At 55.6% G+C, this 20911-nt stretch carries 17 protein-coding genes and 1 tRNA gene; 2 read left to right on the top strand and 16 right to left on the bottom strand.

Going from position 1 to position 20911, the window contains the following annotated elements; all coding sequences use genetic code 11:
• Positions 1-184 precede the first annotated feature (184 nt).
• Positions 185-3106 carry a hypothetical protein gene (locus AAGS40_RS00910; RefSeq protein ID WP_345812577.1) on the bottom strand — a complete coding sequence of 974 codons (2922 nt, stop codon included), beginning with the start codon at positions 3104-3106 and terminating at the stop codon, positions 185-187.
• Positions 3107-3904: 798 nt separating this feature from the next.
• On the opposite strand from AAGS40_RS00910, the gene AAGS40_RS00905 reads away from it, so the two are divergent.
• Positions 3905-6901 (top strand): reverse transcriptase domain-containing protein, encoded by a 2997-nt coding sequence (locus AAGS40_RS00905; protein WP_345812576.1) that lies wholly within the window; start codon positions 3905-3907, stop codon positions 6899-6901.
• A gap of 287 nt (positions 6902-7188) precedes the next feature.
• Here AAGS40_RS00905 and AAGS40_RS00900 read toward each other — a convergent pair whose 3' ends face one another.
• The 7 genes from AAGS40_RS00900 to AAGS40_RS00870 all read right to left on the bottom strand — a co-directional run bounded on the left by AAGS40_RS00900 (position 7189) and on the right by AAGS40_RS00870 (position 14012).
• Entirely contained in the window at positions 7189-7998 is an 810-nt protein-coding gene (locus AAGS40_RS00900) for a hypothetical protein (protein WP_345812575.1), read from the bottom strand.
• Positions 7999-8276: 278 nt separating this feature from the next.
• Entirely contained in the window at positions 8277-8402 is a 126-nt protein-coding gene (locus tag AAGS40_RS00895; protein WP_345814474.1) for a hypothetical protein, read from the bottom strand.
• Between the two features lie 142 nt (positions 8403-8544).
• The gene (locus tag AAGS40_RS00890) at positions 8545-9129 is read right to left on the bottom strand and encodes a hypothetical protein (protein WP_345812574.1); all 585 of its coding nucleotides are present in this window, start codon (positions 9127-9129) and stop codon (positions 8545-8547) included.
• A 1088-nt stretch (positions 9130-10217) separates the two neighbouring features.
• Positions 10218-10664, bottom strand: coding sequence for a hypothetical protein (locus AAGS40_RS00885; RefSeq protein WP_345812573.1), 447 nt, complete (start codon positions 10662-10664; stop codon positions 10218-10220).
• Between the two features lie 269 nt (positions 10665-10933).
• Positions 10934-11149 (bottom strand): hypothetical protein, encoded by a 216-nt coding sequence (locus AAGS40_RS00880; RefSeq protein WP_345812571.1) that lies wholly within the window; start codon positions 11147-11149, stop codon positions 10934-10936.
• Between the two features lie 276 nt (positions 11150-11425).
• Positions 11426-11875, bottom strand: a complete 450-nt coding sequence (locus AAGS40_RS00875) for a site-specific integrase (protein ID WP_345812570.1) — start codon at positions 11873-11875, stop codon at positions 11426-11428.
• Positions 11876-13088: 1213 nt separating this feature from the next.
• A complete protein-coding gene (locus AAGS40_RS00870; protein WP_345812568.1) occupies positions 13089-14012 on the bottom strand; it encodes a replication initiator protein A in 924 nt (307 codons plus the stop codon).
• A 531-nt stretch (positions 14013-14543) separates the two neighbouring features.
• Between AAGS40_RS00870 and AAGS40_RS00865 the strand changes: the two genes are divergently transcribed.
• On the top strand, positions 14544-15476 hold the full coding sequence (locus AAGS40_RS00865) for a hypothetical protein (RefSeq protein WP_345812566.1): 933 nt from the start codon (positions 14544-14546) through the stop codon (positions 15474-15476).
• Positions 15477-15723: 247 nt separating this feature from the next.
• On the opposite strand, the gene AAGS40_RS00860 is transcribed toward AAGS40_RS00865, so the two are convergent.
• The 8 genes from AAGS40_RS00860 to AAGS40_RS00825 all read right to left on the bottom strand — a co-directional run bounded on the left by AAGS40_RS00860 (position 15724) and on the right by AAGS40_RS00825 (position 20904).
• Positions 15724-16155 carry a hypothetical protein gene (locus tag AAGS40_RS00860; protein WP_345812564.1) on the bottom strand — a complete coding sequence of 144 codons (432 nt, stop codon included), beginning with the start codon at positions 16153-16155 and terminating at the stop codon, positions 15724-15726.
• Between the two features lie 359 nt (positions 16156-16514).
• Entirely contained in the window at positions 16515-17579 is a 1065-nt protein-coding gene (locus tag AAGS40_RS00855; RefSeq protein ID WP_345812562.1) for an HAD family hydrolase, read from the bottom strand.
• 98 nt (positions 17580-17677) lie between these two features.
• Positions 17678-17938: a hypothetical protein gene (locus AAGS40_RS00850; RefSeq protein ID WP_345812561.1), complete on the bottom strand. Its 261-nt coding sequence runs from the start codon at positions 17936-17938 to the stop codon at positions 17678-17680.
• A gap of 9 nt (positions 17939-17947) precedes the next feature.
• Positions 17948-18487 (bottom strand): ParA family protein, encoded by a 540-nt coding sequence (locus AAGS40_RS00845; RefSeq protein ID WP_345812559.1) that lies wholly within the window; start codon positions 18485-18487, stop codon positions 17948-17950.
• Positions 18474-18587, bottom strand: coding sequence for a P-loop NTPase (locus tag AAGS40_RS00840; RefSeq protein WP_345812556.1), 114 nt, complete (start codon positions 18585-18587; stop codon positions 18474-18476). Before AAGS40_RS00840 ends, AAGS40_RS00845 begins: the two co-directional genes overlap by 14 nt.
• 151 nt (positions 18588-18738) lie before the next feature.
• The gene (locus AAGS40_RS00835; protein ID WP_345812554.1) at positions 18739-18948 is read right to left on the bottom strand and encodes an AlpA family phage regulatory protein; all 210 of its coding nucleotides are present in this window, start codon (positions 18946-18948) and stop codon (positions 18739-18741) included.
• Positions 18949-19240: 292 nt separating this feature from the next.
• Entirely contained in the window at positions 19241-20425 is a 1185-nt protein-coding gene (locus tag AAGS40_RS00830) for an integrase arm-type DNA-binding domain-containing protein (protein WP_345812552.1), read from the bottom strand.
• Between the two features lie 403 nt (positions 20426-20828).
• Positions 20829-20904, bottom strand: a tRNA-Ala gene (locus AAGS40_RS00825).
• Positions 20905-20911 lie beyond the last annotated feature (7 nt).

Raw genomic sequence — 20911 nt, 5'->3', positions numbered from 1 at the left:
TAAGTATCGCTGCCATCGAAGACTAGCCTTGAATCGTCGGGAACTTGTATTACTACGTCTTGGCCCAGTGCACCGGCGGAAAATAAATCAGCAAATCTAAGGTCAGTCTCCGCCACGCAGTTGGAAATCCAGCCTCCAATTGAGCAGAAAGACAACGCAACAAAAAATAACTGTACCTTCCTCATCATTGAAAAACCTCAGCGCTCACCGTAAGTCGCTTAAAAACCGGCGCGGTCGCCCATGAGGTTCTTGGATCAAGTCTGACCCGTAAAAACATCCTTGCCTCGGCAGGCGAATAGGTCACCAACATCGTCCGGCCGGTCGAGGGTGCTGTATCACCGGGCCGTAAGTACCAGAAACTCTGAGCCGGTGTAGGCACAAATGCTCGCCCACCAATAATGGTTCCGACCGTATATTCGAAAGGGAGAAATTGATATTCAGGTGGAGTAGTTTTCGCTCGCAAATCTACCGAAAAGCAGTCCAGTGCCTCATTAGCAGGTCTCGCCACGGCGCATGATCTCTCCGCCAAATTACTCACTGGTGTGTTCGGAGGATTCGGCACCGCAGCTTTTCTTAGGTTTCCGACTCGCTCGACTTCTACGCGAAAGACTATATCACCGCCGCCCAGATTATAGCGCGGCCGAATGTCTGTAATAACTATCTGAAGAAGTCGGGCGGGAAACCGCTGATCGATTTTATTCCGCACGTCCAACGGCAGCTCAATTTGTCGGCTCTGTAGTGCTTGGAGCTTCACGGGGTCCTTACGAGCCTTAAACTGGCTTTCAACCAACTGATTAAGTTGTCTGATAAAGCGGCGATCATTCGGCGGAGCGCCATCGCTGTCACTAATTTCTTCTGTCGCGAGGACGATGGTAGGCGCGCCACCGCGGTTCTGCACATATTGCTCAAATTGCCGCTTTGAGGCTGAGGATACAAAGTTTGCTAGAAATATGATTTGCGTTTTTCTCCTCGTCAACAAATCTAGATAAAGCGCGCCAACCTCCTTTTGACTCAATACTGACTGTTTACTCAGACCTTCCTCCAGTTGTTCAGAAGCAAATGCGTTTTGTATCTGAGAAGCGGAAACTGGCAAGGGTTCGCGAAACTCGACGATGCTTATACGTCGTACCTGATCGACGATGGAAGCGAAAGATGATAACTCTTCCCGAGACCCATCTATCGCCATCTGACCAAGCATTCGACGACGCGCCTCATTTTGAACCGGTAGGTTTGACATTCGCGATAGTTGCTCCGCATTTGTCGCCAGCGCCGTCGACTGCTCCTGCATCTTCCTCTGTGCAGCGTCCAGCCTGATTGTCAGTGTTTTGGCCTGCTCGAGTGTCGTTGCCACCTGAGATGCCAACTCCTTTAACGAAGAATCCTCCTCCACAACAGCAGGAACGGGTGAAGGTTGCGGAACGAAGTCTTTGTACACCTTCTCTAGATCGTCGATTCCGCTTTTCAGCGCGCGACCTTTTTCCGCAAGATCCTTTAACGCATCGTCACGAGTTAGCTTGGTGGTGGCGGCCTGCCCCGGTTTTGGGTTAGCCACCGGCACGTCGACTTCGCTTTTGATAGTAATATTTTGAAGATTAAATGATTCGATGAACATTCCATAGGTCGCACGTGAGGTCTTAATGTCAGCAACAGTCTTGCTTATCGACGCGAGAGGTCCTTGAATTGCGGAGGCAAACTGAACTCCCGCCGAGAGTGACTCAAAGGGCTTTCGCCCTTCTGTAGACATACCGACTGTGTATATAACACCTCCTACGGCGGCACCCGTCTGCGGATTTCCGCTGTAAGCCGTAGTCGCGATTGCTCCTGCGGTCGATAATGCTGAAATAATCTGGGCACGGTCCTGCGCCCCTTTCTTGAGTTCGTCAGCGTATTGCTCAAGTCTTGTTTCTCTTGCCTTATATGCCGCTTGTTGATCTCGCAGGAGAGCGACCGTCGCATCAATCGATGATTGTATATTTATCAGCTCGCCGTTCGTGTTTTGATAGTCGATAGTGCTCTGTCGAACTTTCTCGCTTAATTCAGAGGTCTGTTGACGTTGCAATTGCAAATCTATCGGTGTATTCGCAACAGAATTAGCTAATATATTAATGTAGAAGTCTAGCGCCGCCGTCTTTTTCCCTCCTGACCCGTAATCGCCAAGCTCGTTTAAAAGGTCGGCGAGTGGGCGAACAGTCGCGAATGCCGGGCCGTTTCCCTCGAGATCGACACCTCCCTTGATTGAGTCAAGAATTGAATAAGTGTCGAAAACAACAGATCCGCTTGCGATATCTTTAAGCGTCGGCAGAAGGGAGTTTAGTTCACCGCTTATACCCTCCCGAGTGCAATCGTCAAATGGCGCAACTCGAAACGCGGCCTTTAAAACACCGACAGAGTATGCCGGCCATCCAACTGCCTCCTTCTTTTGTAGAGCTACCCAATGCTCATGGCCATCTCCACCCGCGACCGCGTCGATTTTTTTTGTGAAGTCACTAAAGGGATATCTTGAAAACCGCTCCGATAATTTTTTCTGTAATTGCGACGGAGGCACCTCAGCGGATCCGACTAAGAGTCGATCTGAATATATTTGCAAGATTTGCGAGATATCCGAGAAATCATCGGTAGCGCCTTGGGTCTTCCTTGCATGCACGTCGAAATGCCTGAATCCAGAATCTGCAAGCGTTGTCTGTCTTGCGGCAATGGTAATCTTCGAATTTTTGTCCGGCAGGAGCACGATTGCTGAGCCATCTGAAAAAATGACTTCGTCCGCAAACACTTGAATCGACGCGTTGACTAGCGACAAGGGTCCCACGAAACGGACAATCCGCCCGTCTAACCTTACAGATTCGATTTCCGCGTCGGCGTTCGCTGCGTCTCGGACTAAAGGTCCGATAGTGTCCCGGCTAACCACGATCTCGTCACCAATGATCGATATCGCCTTGCGCTTAGACTGCATGGTTTCGACATCGAGGAAATATTGAATAAACGGCTTCTTGAGATCGACAGCGATCTGCGACACCGCCGTGTATGGTTTGCAATATTCGACGATACTTGCCGAATAAGCGCATACAGAAAACATAAGGAGTGCAAACATTCCAGAGAGCTTATTCACGATTTTCCCCCGGTTGAATAGTTTTAGATGTCCTATAGGGGTAAGTCAAATTTAAGAACGACTGACCCAAGGCCTTTGTCTCATCGTTCGATTTCGGTTTGCGAACGGACCTACATGTCATTTCAGGCCGACATTGTCTTTCTCAAACTTGGCAACTATCCGCTAAGTGCGTCTTACATTGCTCACTGCTGAGGGTAACAAGGTCGCGCCTCCGGGCGCTTGCATCGAGCACGACGCTGACGCCCATTCCACGACAAACTCTTGCGACGGACGGACCGTGACAACCTTCCAACCAACTTTGAGGTGCTTGCGTAACGGAACTTCGGGGGTCGCGCGTTACCCGGATGGGGTGGCCCCACGGTAAGGACCCGAAAACGTATGGGGATCGCCCACACGAGAGCATAGAGTGGCGAGGATTTCTGGAACATCAGAGAACTGCCAGTTATTCGTCCTGGCGGAGAGAGGGGGACTGCCTCCCCATCCAAAAACCCATAAAAATCAGAGACTTAATCCTACTGACAAAATATCAGTGTACCCGCGATTATGTACCAGTCAAGCTGGCAAGGGACTGTTATTTCGCCACAGGTTAAGTCGCTGATTGTTATGATACATCCCCAGTTACCTGTTACCCAGCCGCTTAACCCTCTCGTCGAATGCCTAGTGAGCTCCATGAAGGCTATCGACGACAACTGCGCTTGCTTCGAGCGCCTGCAGCTACCGATCAATTGAGTCGAAGGCCGCGCCTGGAACTCCCGCCAAAAAAATACACGACCAGTGACCAGCCTCCATGATCTTGGCTTGGCCTACCGCAAGGCCAAAGTTGACTTGTACTACTCCTCCCATGCGTCGCTTGCAGCGATTGCAGACTATGAGGACAAGCTGCACGCGAACCTGACGGCCCTACTTGCCAAGATTCATGGCGACGATGAGTCTTGGGTGACAAAGCCTGAGTTCATCGGCAGTTGGATCTTGGCCACCAAGTCTGTGGACATGTCCTGCTGGAATCAGTACCGCGAGCGGCACGGAAACGGCCTGATTTTTTCCTCCCCGGCGGATGAATGGGAACACGCTTGCGGCCTGCTGGCAAAAGGCGAAAAGCCCCAAAAGCCCAAAGCGGAATTTCGGGTGATGGCTCAATGCAGCATGGACTTTCATGTTCTGTCGACGCTGTGGATGCTAGAGGTGGGCCACCTGTTTGACGCCGAGCTGACCGGCTGCGCTTATGGCAATCGTCTACGCCGCACCAAGGACGGAAAGGGAATCAACAAACGCTCACTCGGCTCTTTTGAGCCCTATCTCAAGCCCTTCCGCGACTGGCGCGACAACGGCATCGCAACCATGCGAGGCGCATTGGATTCCGGCAAAAAGATCGTGGCCCTCACTGCGGATGTCAGTTCCTTCTATCATGAGCTGAACCCCGGCTTCATGCTCAATCCGGTCTTCGTTACGGGTGTGCTGGGACTGGAAATGTCCGCCCATCAGGCTAAGCTCCATCGCGTGTTTATTCAGGCCCTACTAGCCTGGGCAGCGGCGACCCCCTTGAAGAAAGGTTTGCCGGTCGGGCTGCCTGCCTCTGCAGTCGTGGCGAATGTCGCGCTGGCCGAGCTGGACCGAATCATCGAGAAGCAGTGTGCGCCGCTGTATTACGGTCGCTATGTGGATGACATCCTGCTGGTCATGGAGAACGCTGCCGGTTTTCGCTCAGCTTCCGAACTCTGGGAGTGGCTGTTCGCGCGTTCTCGCGATAAGTTGGGCTGGGTGGATAAAACCGAGCGCAAACAGATCGGCTTTGAGCCGGACTACTTGGGCGATAGCCGAATCCGTTTCTCCAACGCCAAGAACAAGGTATTCGTGCTGGCCGGAGAGCCGGGCAAGACACTGGTGGACGCCATTGCCCACCAGATCCACGAGCGTGCCAGCGAATGGCGCGCCATGCCCAGGTTACCGCGATCCGCTAGCCACGTTGGCACCGACTTGCTCGCCGCAACGCAAAGCGACGGCGAGGCCGCGGACAACCTGCGCAAAGCCGATGCACTCACAATGCGCCGCGCCGGCTTTGCCATCAAACTCCGAGACTTCGAAGCCTACGAGCGTGATCTGACGCCGGAAGCGTGGGCAGAACATCGCCATACGTTCTTCCGCGCGTTTGTCCAGCACGTACTTGTGCTACCGCAGTTTTTTGATCTGGCGGTTTACTTGCCACGGATCATTCGCCTAGCAACCGCGTGCGAAGACTTTGAGGACCTGCGCAAGATCCTGCGTGCGCTCGAACAACTCTGCAAGCAAGTAGAGCAAAACTGCGCGCTCGACGTTAAAGCCTGCTCTCCAGACCACCTACCTTCCGCCAGTGAGCTAATGGTCCGTTGGCAATGGCAGCTTTTCGCCACTGTCAGAGAAAGCATCAGCGCGGCTTTTCCACCGCGACTGTCCAAGGCCGGACAGCAAGCATGGCAAGAGCACATGGCGAACTATCTGCCGTCACCGAATTTCGATGACCCTCTGAGCTGGTCCATGTCCCCCAAAGACTATCAGGCCGAACAAGCGCGCCTGTTTTCGTTCGACCTGGCGCATATGCCCTTCCGCTTTATCGGACTGCCGATCGAGATGGTGGCCCAGCGCGGCATTCCGGCCAGGAAGAAAGTCATACACTGCGACCACGCGACGGAATTGCTGCCAGACGACGTAATCGGCGGCATCCAAATACTTGCAAAGTTGACCCGGTTCAAAAGCCTGCCGCATGGATTGCTGTTCGCATCCCGCCCCTACAATCTGCCGGAGCTGTTCGTCCTGAACAAGGCGGCCTATGAGGCTTCGCAGCATGCTGCCATGAAGGCAGTGGTCCTTGCCGTGCGCGGCTTCAACCTTGGCGAGGCTGCGCCCAGTTTCGACAAACATGGCGTGCTACAAATTCCAGATGACGGGCCGCAGCGCCGTTACGGCATTGCCGTATCCAGCTGGAAGACGCGCATGGGGAGTTGGACAGCGGCGGTCATGCGCATGCCCGACCCAGACGCTGAGCGCTACACGCGCCTGTGTCGTTTACTGGACGGGGTGATTGCCCAGCCGCAGCACAGCCGCTATCTCGTACTGCCTGAGCTTGCGTTGCCGGCACACTGGTTCATCCGCATCGCCCGCAAGTTGCAGGGGCGTGGTATTTCGCTGATCACCGGCATCGAATACCTGCACGCAAGCAAAGCGCGGGTGCGCAATCAAGTGTGGGCTGCACTGTCGCACGACGGCCTCGGGTTTCCCTCGTTGATGATCTATCGGCAGGACAAGCAGCGACCAGCATTGCACGAGGAGCAAGAGCTAACGCGCTTGGCCAAACTGACTCTGACGCCTGAAAAGCCCTGGCAAACACCGCCCATCCTTCAGCACGGCGATCTGCGCTTTGCGCTGCTGATCTGCAGCGAACTGACCAACATCAGCTACCGTGCTGCCTTGCGCGGCAGAGTAGACGCGCTGTTTGTGCCAGAGTGGAACCCGGACACGGAAACCTTCAATGCCTTGGTCGAGTCGGCCGCACTAGACATGCATGCCTACATCATTCAGTGTAACGACCGCCAATACGGCGACAGCCGCATCCGCGCTCCGTTCAAAGAGAGCTGGCAACGCGATCTGCTTCGCGTAAAGGGAGGCGTGACCGACTATTGCGTGATCGGCGAGATCGACGTGCAAGCGCTACGACAATTTCAGAGCAGTCACCGGTCACCGACCAAGCCATTCAAACCGGTGCCTGATGGATTTGAGATTGCGTTTGGCCGCAAAGTGTTGCCGTCGGGGGACGGTGAATAAGAATTAAGTTGTTCGATGGCCACGTTGATCTACGCCATTAACCAGAAGCCGATCGTCGGCGTCGGGCTTCATCCCCTATATGAGATTGGCCGCCGTACGGCGGCCGCCGGAGTTCGTGGCACAATGGTCAGCGACGGCAGTCGCTGCAAAGGGAGCCGACTTATGTCGCCGATCGAGAGATCACAAAGGGTTCGCTCCTTGACTGCTAGCACGCTCTGGGCCGAAGCTGCTCATCAGCAACGAGCCGATGACTTCTCGACCGACACCCATTCTTGAGAGGTATCGGTCTATTCATATAGCGTCCCGTTCGGACACAACATCCGCCACCAGCGAATTAACTTCTTTTCGTTTGTGGCGAACGCTCCTTCCAAGCACCCAAGCATTAAAACCTCTGCATCGAGCACGTCATGCTCCAATTTTTCCCAAGCGGCTGAGCCCATCTCAACGGGAATCTTTCCTTGGTAACGAACATATAAGTCAAGAGCGAAAAGAAATTGAACCTGAAGCCACCTATAGATTGCCCATTCGTCAGTGACTAGATCAACCGGCGGGAGCCTGCGCTCCCCAGGCGGGGATTCTAGAGCCGAATAGAATTGCAGTAACGTGCCAGGCTGGCAGATCAGTAGTTCAGCTTCCTCTTTCGCTTGGACTCGTTCAGCCTGTGTTCCGGTCAGCAAACTGGGGAAAAAACTCTGCATGCTCAGCGCACGGGTCAGCATACTCTCCGAATCATTTCTCAATTCATGGAACTGCTCTTGAATCGCCTCCTCAGCAGTGGCAGGCAACTCGTAACCGGCGTTGAGTAGTTTGGGATTAAATTGAAATTGGACCTGCACGCGGTGAGCGGATGGTTTCCCTGCAGATCGGTGCGTGTCGATTTCGATGCGCATCAGTGTGCCGATATGACTTACCAAATCTACAGGATTGTCAATCGGCGGAAACTTAGCGAAGCACCGAGATCGCGCTGGCTCACTAGTGGTGAGCATCTCGTAGAAGAGGGCTTCGGAAACGAGCAAACGGTGGCTCGCCGCAAGTTCGTGAATGCGGGACGTTTTGGAGGATTGGAGAAAGCACTTATCGACAACGATGTTGGACATGATGGTTAAGTCATCATTGCTTGCGGTACATTAGCCGCCAGAAGGCACCTAGTGTACGGCATACCACCCGTGTCTCTTCCCAGAACCGACTGGCCATCGAGTGCCCGAAGGTCCGTTGTCTGGAGTGGAGACGCCGCTCGGACGTCTACACGAAAGCGAAGAACCAATGGCCGCACCTGGCCGAGGCCGTGTAAAAACGTCTGGGCCGGCAGGCCGGAAGAGCACCTGTGAGACCGCGTCTGCGCAGTTCCGGTTTGCCAACGACTGACCGGATCGCGTTATTCGAGTTCTTCAACGAATGCGTCGATGATCCGGACGGGATTGTCTTCTGCAATAAAGTCATCGAGACATTCCGGCAGCAGCGTTGCCTGATTGCGGTCTGCACCTTCGGCAAATCGCCCCATCTTCGCCTCTCGCGCCAACAGGTTGATTTAGTCTAGGCGATCAAGCACGTTTTTACACGGCCTCGGCCGACTACCACCTGACGCCGAAGACCATAGCCGGCCCATTGCTGCCAGCCATCCGTGTCGATTGACCTGTTGGCCGTCACCGTACTTCGTACTTAAAGCTGTTTCCGTAGCGCCCCATCTGGGTTCCCCTAAAATGGTGATCTCCGACGTTGAGTAGCCGTGGCAGCTGGAGAAGCTCGCCGTTGCGTCCTTGCTCTTCGTAGAGGTGTAACACTGCAACAAAGAGCGCGGCAACTGAGTTGAGACAGTTCTTTAGGTTCGCTTTTGAAAAGTGTTCGTCGCGGTGGTGCTTGACCTTGTTATGGTCTTGCCACCAAATGGGCGGCCTCCCTTCCCCCCAATCGCTCCAAGGGTGAAGAGTCAGGCCATATCGCGGAATTTGCACTTCAAATCCAATGAAATTCGGACACGCCTCGGAGACTGCCTCAAAGTAGGCGTTAATGGTTGTTGCCCCTGATTCTGAATTGTGCTTCCGGCAGAGCTGCTTGAGCACCACATCGACCTCTGAACTCGCGCCGAGAAACAGGCGCGCAATCTCAATCGAATAGGTCGCGTCATTGCCGCCTGCAAGGTCCACATATCGAGAGAGGCGATCCAAATCCTCCTCAAGTGCGAGGAAGTAGTTCCAGTGGACATATGAGTGAGATCTAAGTATCGCCACGATGTTTCCCTTGGCTATCGTCCGAGTTATATGAAGCTTTGGCAGTTCGAACCAGATTCATGGTTTCGCGATTACAGACCATTCAGACGCGCGGATCTTCAGACCGAAAATCAACGCAAGTCTTTTGGTTTTTCTCGTTAATTTACGGTCACCGCACGCCCGCTTTCTTTCCCGTGCGGGAAGACCGATTGTCGCCGATCTGAGCGTTGACGTCGACCGTCCGCTTGTGGCCCGATCTGAGCCGGACAGCAACATTCAGCTACCGGGTCGCTTCGTCTAAAACGCTTTCGCTACCTGCACCAGAGACGAAGACCTCCTCGAAAACCAGTGCCAGTGCGAAAGCAGAGCGTGCCGTAGAAGAGTCAGCCATACCCTAACGTTGAGACCTTCGGCGTTTCAAAGGCGGTCCCGGCGTCCCCGAAACCCTGACCTTTCGCTGATTGCCTGGGCGATCGCGTCAACCGCGAAACCCTGACAATGCGGAGCCGGTCGAGTCATTCGAGAAATTTTGACCTTTCGCGCCGTAGAGCTGATTGAGCATCCCCGAAACCCTGACCTTTCGCAATATGTCAGGTCAAGTCATCGCAAAAGTTTTGACCTTTCGCGTCGCAGAGCCAGTCGAGTCATCCCTGAACTCCGACTTTCGCGATGCAGCGTTGGTCGAGTCATCCCCGAAATCCTGACCTTTTCCGATGCGGCCGCGGTCGAGTCACCGAACCGGTCGAGCATCTCCGAAACCCTGATCTTTCGCGATCCGGGGCCCGTCGAGCGATCCCAACAGTTTTGACCTTTCGAGCCGTACAACCGGTCGAGCCCCCCACAACCTGACCTTTCGCTGTTGGCAGCGTCGGTCGAGTCATCCCCGAAATCCTGACCTTTTCCGATGCGGCCGCGGTCGAGTCACCGAACCGGTCGAGCATCCCCGAAACCCTGACCTTTCGCGATCCGGGGCCCCTCGAGCTATCCCAAAAGTTTTGACCTTTCGAGCCGTACAACCGGTCGCCCCCCCAAACCCTGACCTTTCGCTGTTTGCAGGGTTGATCGCGTCATCCCCGTAACGCTGACCTTTACTCATCGACCGCGGCCAGTCAGTCCTGCATCGCGTATCGGCTCGCGCGCGCATCATGTAGCGCGTGATGCCGGCTCCCATGCTCGCGAAAGTACATTTCCGCGCGTTCGGGACGCAGCGCTTGGCCAATATGGCACGCCAGCCATCCATCCGGCACGTCGCCGACGAGATCCACGAACAAATCCCAGTCGCCTGCATAGTCGAAGCACAGCACGCGCTCTTGCTCGACATCGAACTGAGCCAGCCAAGCGACCAGTTCGGCGCGCAATGCGTCGCGCGTGAAGACCCGGTCCGGATACCGGCCGAGTTGAGGAAGCACCGCCTCACGCACGAACGCGGTGCAGGTCGCATCTTCATAATCCGAGCGTTCGCCGTAGAACTCGCGGCCATCGTCGGCGACGAGCGCAATCGAAATCAGATCGCAGTCGATGAAGTCCGTGAATTCGGTATCAACGAAAAGGCGCATGGGCGGGCCTTACTCTCAGGCTTGGCGTCAGATACATGCCTTATCAGGGCGCTGAAGGTCGCTCAATATCGGACTGTTCATCCAATGAATGTTGGTAACGAAATCGTACTACATTCACTGAGTCTATTAACCCGGCGTATCCGAGATGATTTGAGCCATCGCCTCATTAATCCGTGAACACGGCGACGACAAACAGCATCTTCATTGCAATGTTTTGGTTCCGGCTTCCGGCCGGAAATGACTCGCGACCGCGTCGCGACGACTCGAAATTAGCCGTCGCTTCCGTTACTGAATTCGTGACAGGCGGCGGCATCGGCCAAGAATTCGGGACCGCGCTTCTCCAATACCTCCGCCCATTCCTGCACCTGTTGCTTCGCGGGGATCATGCTCGTGGGGCACTCGTACAGGAAAAAGCCCAAGAAGAAGTTGAGTTCCTTCCTCGTACCGTTTGCAATCGTATCGAGGTACCCATCCAAATCTGTCATGTCCTGTTCCTCCTGTGAACCCCTACTGGACGGCCATTCTGATTGCCGCTGCCGACTGTTCAATCGACGCTTCAATCGACGCCTCAACGACGCATCGCAAGAACTAGGGTCTCGCTGAACGAAGACCGCGCCCCAAAATCGACGCCGAAACAACGCCGAAACAACGCATTGTGCCGGCGAAGATTCTCCCAAGAGTTCAACCTAGTTGAATCGACGCTGCATCGACGCCGAATCGACGCTGCATCAACGCATTTTTTGTCAGTCTTTCCGACTTAGCTAAGCCTGCTTGTGATCGCGGCGCTTCGCACTGGCCAATTTGAAACGGGACAAACGGTCAACTTTCGGCGAATGCTTGATGGGTCGAGCTGTTTGGACGAGCGGCGCTGTCACACGCCCTCCCTGTCCCTTCCGCCCGTGAGCGGCATGCCCGTACTTTCCGATGCTGTAGTCGCTCAAATGGCCCATCACCTTCGCAGCGTCCTCCAATGAAACACTTGGGTCGGCCTTCAGGTCGGAAGCCACCTGGTGTCGAAAGCAGTATGGACTGACGCGCGTTCTTAGCCTCGGGAAAGTGCTTTTGCCCAGCTGGACGATACTGTTGTATAAGTAGTCCTTGTCATGAGTTACCGTGAATTGAGCCGTTCCGTCGACCATATAGTGAGCAGACAGGGCATGCAAGAGATTCAGCGCGGGGTTGGCTTCAGCATCGATCGCAAATCCCATCATGCGGGTCGGCTGACCCCGCTCGCGCCCCACAGCATCGACGCACTTAGCTCCGCTTAGCCTTATGAGCAGGTAACCGCCGCGCACAGCCACATGCACACCCTTTGCGAGTTCTGCCGAACGGCACCCGGTGAGCCAAAGGATAGCGAGTGCAGGTAGCAATTGTGGTCTAGACTCCCGCCATTCAGGTTCACATGCTTGCCGCCATAGGGCCTCGCGCCAGTCTGGCGGAAGCAGCTTGAGAGCGGGTTTCTTTGCTTTTCCCATTCGTATCCGAGCTAGAGGTTGTCTTCCGGTTGTGACTTCGCGTCCTACGGTCGCCGTATGTTTCGAATTCGCAGCGGGGAGGAATCGGCCAAGCACCCCCCCCGAGTCGCTAAGCGCCTCGACCCCTGAGGGGTTGGGCTTGGTCTGTTCCAGCCACAACCAGCCATGCATTCGCATGTCGTTGTTGTGACTGAAACAGACCAAGCCCCCTCTTGTCCGACATGGCTCTCGGACAAGAGACCGACATCGGTTTCGGCTCGAAAGAAATCACCGATGGTCGGAGCCAGGCGTTGAATATGTGGTTGCGTTAATCCGCTTTCGGCGATGGGAGGTAGCAGCCACGAACCGACGCTGCGCCTCGGTCGTCGTTGCGTTCGCGCCCGCCGATGGACAGCTGCAGTGCCTACGCCGCCAAAGGTGTGTAAAGCGGGCCGCGCGGTCCCGCAGTTGCCTGCGGGCTCCCCGCGGTGTTTCGCCTTCGGCCTGTCGCGTTGTAATGCAGCTTGCCCGACCGCGAGCGCCAACCATTCGCAACCTGCTCCCTGCGAGCCAAATTGGTCCAACCGTGGCACAGACTGTCGCGGGCCACCGCGCCCGCATTGAACCGCTCTCTTGCAGTACGCCGGATCGGGACGGTCCGCACTCGTCCGATTCGATGTCTGGCCAGTCATAAGTGACGATTTCTTACGAACTTGCGTTTCGTACCGTTGGCGCGAATCTGTGATCATCGAAGGCGTTAAGATTTAAAAAAGGTTTTGGTTAACTGCGCGCGCGCGTTACGGCTTCTCAAACCGTTTCCAGATAAAGCTTTGCAGGGTATTTGCATCCGTCAAACCACGAATCGCAGGTCCGTAAAACAACGTGTTAATCCACAAGCGATGCGTCCGTGAAACCACATGTCTATCCACAGAAATGGCAGACTTTTCCACAAGGCAGCGCACACGTGGTTTCACGGACGTTTGTCCTTCCTCAATCCGACCAGGGTAGTCGTAATCTCCGCCATTGCGCCCTTCGGCGCGCGCGAGTAGAACGTCACCATGTCCCTCTCGGTGTCAAATGCCAAGCGGTAATCTGGCAGATGGTTGGACGTTGCGAGAGTCTTAACCGCGGCCCGGAATTTCCGCAGGTTGTCGGTACTGCCACTCTTCTCATGCAGTACTGCGAGAGTCACGCGCCACTGAGCTTGGGCCCCGCCGTGTTTGCGGACTAGCTCATATATACGTCTGTCAAGCGGCTTACGCAGTCGAAAGTATTCCCGGCTGAGTGTCTTAACCTGCATACTCTTGACCGAGCGCCATAACCAGTTCGGAAGAGTTACTTCGACCGCTTCCATGCGCCCGTCACTGGTGCGCTCGATAACCTTCCATGTTTCAATCAGTCCAAAGCCCCCGCGTTCGCGCAGGTCAGCCGTGCTGATATTGGTCTCGATGACCGTCCCCTTGAGCCTTGCTAAGGCCTTGCTCATGCGATCGTAGCTATCACCATCAGTACGCCGATTCGTCGCCAAAAAGAACGCATGGGCTGTAAAGCGCAATTCACGGCCTACACGCTCACGCCCCCGGTTTAGCGCCTCCACTAGCTGGCTGATGCAGTAGATCCAGATATCCTTGTCGTGGATGGTGGCGCAGCCGTCGGAACCCGGCTTAACTTTTACGGTCACGCCATTGCGTTCATAGATTCGCACGCGCTTGTCACCCGCCTTCAGCGCGAACATCGGATGCTCCATGCTCAACATGTCATCTTTTGGCACGGCATCTAAGATGTCGGCCACAAAAAAATGTCGCCGCTTCCCGGAAACAGACATCAATGTTTTTTCTTCCGGCGCAACCTCAGCCGCTGCCGAAAGAAGTAGTTGTTCTTCGTCCCCTTGCACGAGCGCCTCTTCAAATCGTGCTTATTGCGCGTCCGACTTGCGTCGGTGATCACGGCGCGGTAGGCCGGCAGCTTCGCGGGCGATGGTGCGCTGTGCACGCCCTCCCAGTACTCGCCTCGGGTCGGGCGGCACTTGCTGCATCGCCTCAAGCCACTCGCGTACGTCACTCACACGCCAACGTACACAGCGATTTTCGCGGATCACCGGGTCCGGAACTTTTCCGATGTGAAGGCGGAAATCAAAGGATGCACGCGTGACGCGCATCAGCGCCGCGAACTCGTCGGCCGTTATAAGTACGGCTGGATCCAGCTCGTAAAAAACAGCACGAAAATCCCGTGTGCTCTGAGGTGGATTACTAGGTTCATGTTCTTTGCCTGACTGCATTGCTGACGATGTTGCTATCTGCATTTGTGTCCCCCCAAATCGCGCTTGCGAACGACCATCAGACTACGTAGGATGATCTCGTTACCAAAGGCGAATTAGGGGAATTTCAGCGTGGGCCGACTAAGAGGTGGAGTAAAATGTTCGGAATTGACCGTCGCCAATACCTCCAGTAAATCCGATCCAAATCGCCCCGTATCGTGGCGCTCATCAAGAGCCCGGTCGGCGGCATTGCGCGCCACGCAATCAGTGACGCGAACCATCCTCCAAAGCAGCAAAGCAATCGGACGGTCGGAATTGAACGAGTTTCCGGACTGGTTCCACGAGAACGTCGGTAGATACTTGCGTGGCACGCAGGCGATGGAAGAACATCGGCTGATGGAGATTGTGCGTCTCGCCTATGATCGGGATCTGCCTCTGCTCAATGAAGACCAAATCAGTCATCTCGGCTATCTCCCCTTGGTTGAGGGAGAACTCGCCAAGATCGTAGACATCGATACGGCAACTAGTGCCGTTAGGCGGTCTCGCGAAAGGGCAAAACGACAATTTGACGAAGGGATCGCCCGGCTTTTGAAGGGCGAGATGCCGCTGAAAGCAGGTCGCACGGATGGAAGAAAGGGCACGATTATCCGAAAACATCTCAGCGAGAACGAGATGGCGAAGAACTACGCCAAGTGGATTTCCAGGATCGAGGCGCTTGGCGGCCGAGTCACGAAGGAGACGTGGGCTCCTAACGGATATCACGAAGCTGAGGCCGCTTATTGGGCTTCTATTTCGGATTGGGAGCGAGACTTTCACGCCGATCATATTCAAGGGCTAGTCGACGCGTGGTATCGCAATTGTGAGGATGAAACCGATTGCGGAATGTCGCAACAGTCTGCCCCACGCCCGCCTTGGCATCCCGCAAACTTGCGCGATTTGAAGCTTTGGTTTGGTGGCCGCGAATGGTCATCATGGCATCATGCGATCGAGGATGACTGGGCAGAGGTCCGTGGTGACGACCTGAGCAACTTTTTGGATGCGCTTGACGCTCGCGAAGAGGCAAGGTACCAGACAAGGACTACATTCGCCTCCAAGGCATAGCCCGCACACTCGAAGCCGAGTGCAGAGCCCGTATTCGGAGATTATTTGTAAAACTCTGGACTTGATCGGACAGACGATGTCTGCTCGTCGCGCCCTACCAAGGTATAACTTGAGCGCTCCGCAGCGACAGCACAGGGAGTCAAGGGAACGAGTAAATGTGTCACCGCGACCGAACTTGACGCGCGTTTCCGGATCAGAGGCGGTGACACAATTATTGCGGTCTACAGACGCCGGCTGCGGCGTGTCGTTAGCTGAGATGCAGGGCGCTCACCGCACTAAAGCCCCCAGAGAGGGCGGCCACAACACACGTGGCCTCTATGATTAGCATCACTACGACGAGTTCAGCCATCAAGGGCGTCAGGTGCCACCAGCGTTTCGCTGATTGCTTAAGGCGCATCGCTCGACTGCCTTCTACATCGGGGAAAGCCGCCCGCGCCCGCTCCTTTCCCGGTTTGACGTGGCCTTCCTTGAGCGGCTCAAAGAAGAGGCTGACGCTGCACCACGCCGCAAAGGCGGCCATACCCCAGAGGACAAGGCCGATAGCGATCTTCTCCGGTGTCGGCTGCCCGTGCAGTCCGCCGTGCACGAAAACCGCGCCGATGAACACGAGCAGCGCCTGCGGGGTGACATTCCTGAGGAAATCGAGGTAGTGCTTGCGCCCTTCCTTGAAAAGATACATGGGTGCCTCCTTGATACACATGAAAATGAATACGGCAACGGCCGCGAACCTGAGCTATCGCAGCGATCCCCTGCATGGAGATCGCCACCACATTGGTTATCGGTAAAGGAGCACCTATTTAAAGAGCATCCGGGAAATATTTTTGTCTTCGTCGTCGTTGTCGGGCCGTCGGATGTGCGATCGCCGGTGCCAGCCAGCGCCTCTGTCCTGCCCCTTGCGAATCACTGGAGCGGTTTTAGTAGTTGCGAGGCCACTCCGGGCCGATTGCTGATTGCCGCCCGCTGCCCCGAAAACACGCGGAACCTGATCTGACTATGACTGTCGCATCGAGTCCCAACCTTTGCAGATATCTACCGACCTCAGTGACGTCGTAGGTGGATCGCCTGCAAACCGGCGGATCTTGCGCCTTGGTAATCTGCTCGCAGCGAGTCACCGATCATGAGCGCGTTTTCAGGGGAGACGCCCAACTGCTCACACGCCCAATGAAAAATTCGACGATCTGGCTTCAGGTAGCCCACTTCGAACGACCAGGCGAATACATCCGGTCCGCTCGGAAGCAGCGCGAGAAGTGGGGCCGCATATGGTTTTGCCAGATTGGACGCTACCGCGACTTTGATACCCCGCTCACGGAGGCCTGCAAGTACACCGGGGACTTCCGGGAAAAGCTCAATGCTCGCAAGCTCTGTGGCAAGAGCAGATTCCAGCGCCTCGATGACTCCAGGCCTTGGATTGAATCGCAGGGCAGCGGCTGCTTCGCGCAAGTCCCAAGGCCGCGTCATGACTATCTCTCGCGTAGGCCAGAATTTTCTTCTTTCGCCAAGATTGAACAGTCGCAAGAATGGGCGACTCGGGTGTGGAATCCGGCATAGCGTTCCGAACGCGTCGAAAATGACAGCCCGCACATCATCGCCAAGTTTCAGATCAGCCAAGCTCGATACTACCCACGGCAACGTCTTAGGTCTGTGTCGGAGCGGCGTGAACGCGTAGAGATTGGCACGAGCATGGTGCAGCGCGTGTTCCATAGTCGCTCCCACTTGGGTGAAATAGGCCTCGTGCTGTTGAGCGTCCAGCTGCTGTCGCACGTCTTCCATCCTCCAAAGCCTCGGGAACCTGTCGCCAAGCAGCTGTTCGAGCCTTTGCCGGTCCTCCCCGAGGCGATAGCAGAGCACGGGATGGCAACCATCTGGCACTTTGCACATCCAAAGCGCGACGTCGTTCAGCAACCTAACCGACGATATGACTGGATCTTGCCTTCGGGCGACCTGCGACAATCCAAAGCCGTTCACGGCTACATCGTGCAACGTCTGCTCCGGGTCTTTTGCTTCGCCGTAGAACTCCGCTCCATTCTCGCCCACGATTGCGAGAGCGAAGAGATTGGTGCCTTGACAGTCAACTACCTGTGTAGCCACAAAGTACCGCGTCATTTTTCACGCTCCCGTCGCCGTAGATATTGGCTGCTTCCGAAATATGTGTTGGGCCACTTCACTCAGAGTTGAGTCACGTAGTCCGGTTCTGAGTCGCGCTACTCTAAAATCTGGTCCGCTAAGTCTTTCAATATCAGTTCGCGCACGTACTGCGCCCCTGTAAATCGAAGGTTCGCCGCACGCAGCTTTACACGCGCATGAAGGTCGGGCGCGAGATCCAGGTTTAGACGAACCGGTTTCGGCGGGCGCGGTTCCCGCTGTGAACGGACCATTCCGGCAGCATTAGCGAAGTCTTCGGTGCTAATCGGACGCGGCTCGGTTGTCGAAGCGGGCAACGAAAGTTTGAATTTGCTGGTCATTTGAACCTGTCAGCTGAGATCGAAAAATTCTTGCGCCAGAAGCTGAATTTCCGCGCGCGCTTGACTGTTGCCAAGTTCGGTGACGCCTTTACCGGAAAGCAGCGCATCGCGATAGATCTTTCGATCCCGGATGATTGTGTCGGCGACCTTGAGTTGATTGAATTCAGCTAGTAGTTCTCTTGCGTCATCGACTTCACGAATCATCGGATTCGATGGCGCCATGGAAAGAAGCACGGCTGCCCGCAGGGCCGGATTTAGTACCCGCGCAAGACCTATCAGCTCGTTGAGCTTAGGGAACGTCTCCAAGTCCGCCTGACTGGCCTTAGTTGGCACGAGAACAAGGTTCGCCACGGCCATTGCGGAGCGCATTTCGCGTGAATCCCGCCCCCCCGCGTCGACCAGCACCACCTGATAGCGAACTGCAAGATCAAGCAGCGTCGAGGCGACCTCGCACGTGCGCTGGACGCACCGCACGATAGGCGTGTAACCGGCCTCGTCTCGCCTCCCGGCGAACCGGGCCGCCGTCGCCTGACCGTCAGTATCGACCAAGACAACGTCCACTCCTTGTAGTGGTAAGATGCACGGCCAGATTCGTGGCGATTGTCGATTTACCGACGCCCCCTTTTTCCGCTGCGATCAGCAAGATCATTGTTGCCCTATGGTTGAGTTGAGTAACTTAGAGTCACCGCAAGATGAATAGCGTGCCTCTGAGTTGAGTTACGCTGAGTGCATCCCTCGACACGCGAAACCGCGTCAGAAGGCGAGTGAGGGAAATTCGGGACTACAGCCAAAAGCGGTTTTCAATGCTCTGCACGGTAGGTGGCGGGGGAAGCAAGAAAATCGTCAATGTCCGCGGCTCTCCAGCCCACAGCACGCGGCCCAAGTTGTATCGCAGCGGGAAAAGTCTTATCTTTAATACGGGCATAGATAGTCGAACGAGAGAGCCCGGTTGCAACTTCTACCTCTCTGCGTCGCAGGATCGTCAGTCCAATTTGAATTTGTGCCACCATATTCCGCTCCTAGTGAATTTCTCCGGAACGCACCGGATCAACGCATGCTATTAGCGACCGCAATATGGGTGGAAGGCGAATTAGGGGAATTTCAGCAGGCGGCTCAAAATACGACCGTGAAGTGGAGCGTATAGCGCGATGCCAGACAATTGGCATAGCGTGTCAGTCGTGTGTGGGCAGGCGCGCCAGACACTGGGGATGCGGCGACAACGTGGCGCTTGCGAATCGCCTCCTGTCTGCTCAGCGTGACGCAGCCGTGATAGCACACCACTGTCAGTTTTTCAGAGCTGAACTATGCGTCGGATTTCAGCCGGTCCAGATAGTCTGCCCACTTCTGCATCATCACAATGCGATCGTCAATGAACTTCGTCCGGTTGTAGGCCGTGCCAAGTGAGTCAGGGACCCTGTGCGCAAGCTGATGCTCGATTACCTCACCCGGGAAGCGTAGCTGTTCATGCAAGATCGTTCGCGCCATGGCTCGAAAACCGTGACCAGTAATCTCCTCTTTAGTATCGAACCCCATCCGCCTCAAGGCAGCGTTAATCGCGGCACCACTCATCGGCTTCTTAACGTCCCGACCGGGAAAGACATACTCGCGTTGGCCGGTGAGCGCGTACAAGTCGCGCAAGATCGCAACGGCTTGAGTCGCCAGTGGCACAAGGTGCTCAGTCTTGGTTTTTGAAACCCTATAGCGCCACTGCGCCTTGTCAAGATCGATTTGCGCCCATTGCGCTGTCCTCAGCTCGCCGGGACGAACAAATAGTAGCGGGGCAAGACGCAAAGCACACTGAACGACAAATGTCCCTGCAAAACCGTCAAGTGCCCGAAGCAGACCCGCAACCTCAGCAGGCTCCGTCACGGATGCGAAATGTGTGTGTCGCGCGGGTGGAAGAGCGCCTCTTAGATCGGCGCTTACGTCGCGCTCTGCTCTCCCTGTTGCGATCGCATAACGAAACACTTGGCCACAGTTCTGATGAACCCGATGGGCAGTGTCGAGTGCACCGCGCGCTTCAACCCGGCGCAGCACGGTCAATACTTCAGGGGATTTGATATCCGCGATCGCGCGTCCCCCTAACCAGGGAAATACATCTTTTTCAAGGCGCCCCATAACTTTCTCGGCATGAGTGGTAGCCCATCCCGGAGACTGTCGTGCAAACCACTCGCGAGCTACCGCTTCAAAGCTGTTCGCCGCACGCTCGATTGTGGCGGCCTTTTGCACCTTGCGCTCCACGCTCGGGTCGACACCGTTGGCCAAAAGCTTGCGGGCCTCATCCCGGCGATCTCGTGCGTCCTTTAAACTGACATCTGGATAGGTGCCGAGCGATAGTCGCTTTTCTTTCCCATCAAACCTGTACTTCAAGCGCCACCACTTGCCGCCGGCAGCTGAAACTTCGAGGTACATGCCCCTCTCATCAAAAAGACGATAAAGCTTGTCCCTCGGCTTGGCATTACGAACCGCTACGTCGGTGAGGGGCATTTTTATCCTTTTCCAGTGCCGCGCGTCGCCTCCGACGAGGCGTGGGCGCGCATCTTCCGATGAACTTAGGCGCGCGCTACCGGCATGGTTTCGCGCCAACTGGGACTAGCCGCGATTCAGCCAAGCGGGCCCTCGCGCTGGGTCCGGTCAGTCCGTTCCAACACCGCTCCGATGCAGACGGTGATTTTCCAAGGTTCGCAGAGTATGAGGCTTTGCGCGTCGCCCGGCCAGTGCCGGCATGGGGAATACAGTGGCACGTGAACGCAATGTTGCCCCAAGAGTGCTCCCCCGTTGGGGGCAGATTTCCAAGGAACAACTCGGACCTCGCCGGAAACAAAAAACCCCGCAAGCCTTGGCGGCTGCGGGGTTTCCGGACTTTCTCGGACAATCTGGGAATATTTGGTGGTGGAGAGGAGGAGGATCGAACTCCCGACCTTCGCATTGCGAACGCGACGCTCTCCCAGCTGAGCTACCCCCCCAACGTGG

The sequence above is a fragment of the Paraburkholderia sp. PREW-6R genome (genome assembly GCF_039621805.1).
GTDB lineage: Bacteria > Pseudomonadota > Gammaproteobacteria > Burkholderiales > Burkholderiaceae > Paraburkholderia.
Note: the sequence above shows the minus strand (reverse complement) of the source record. Positions and strands in the feature narration are given on the sequence as shown.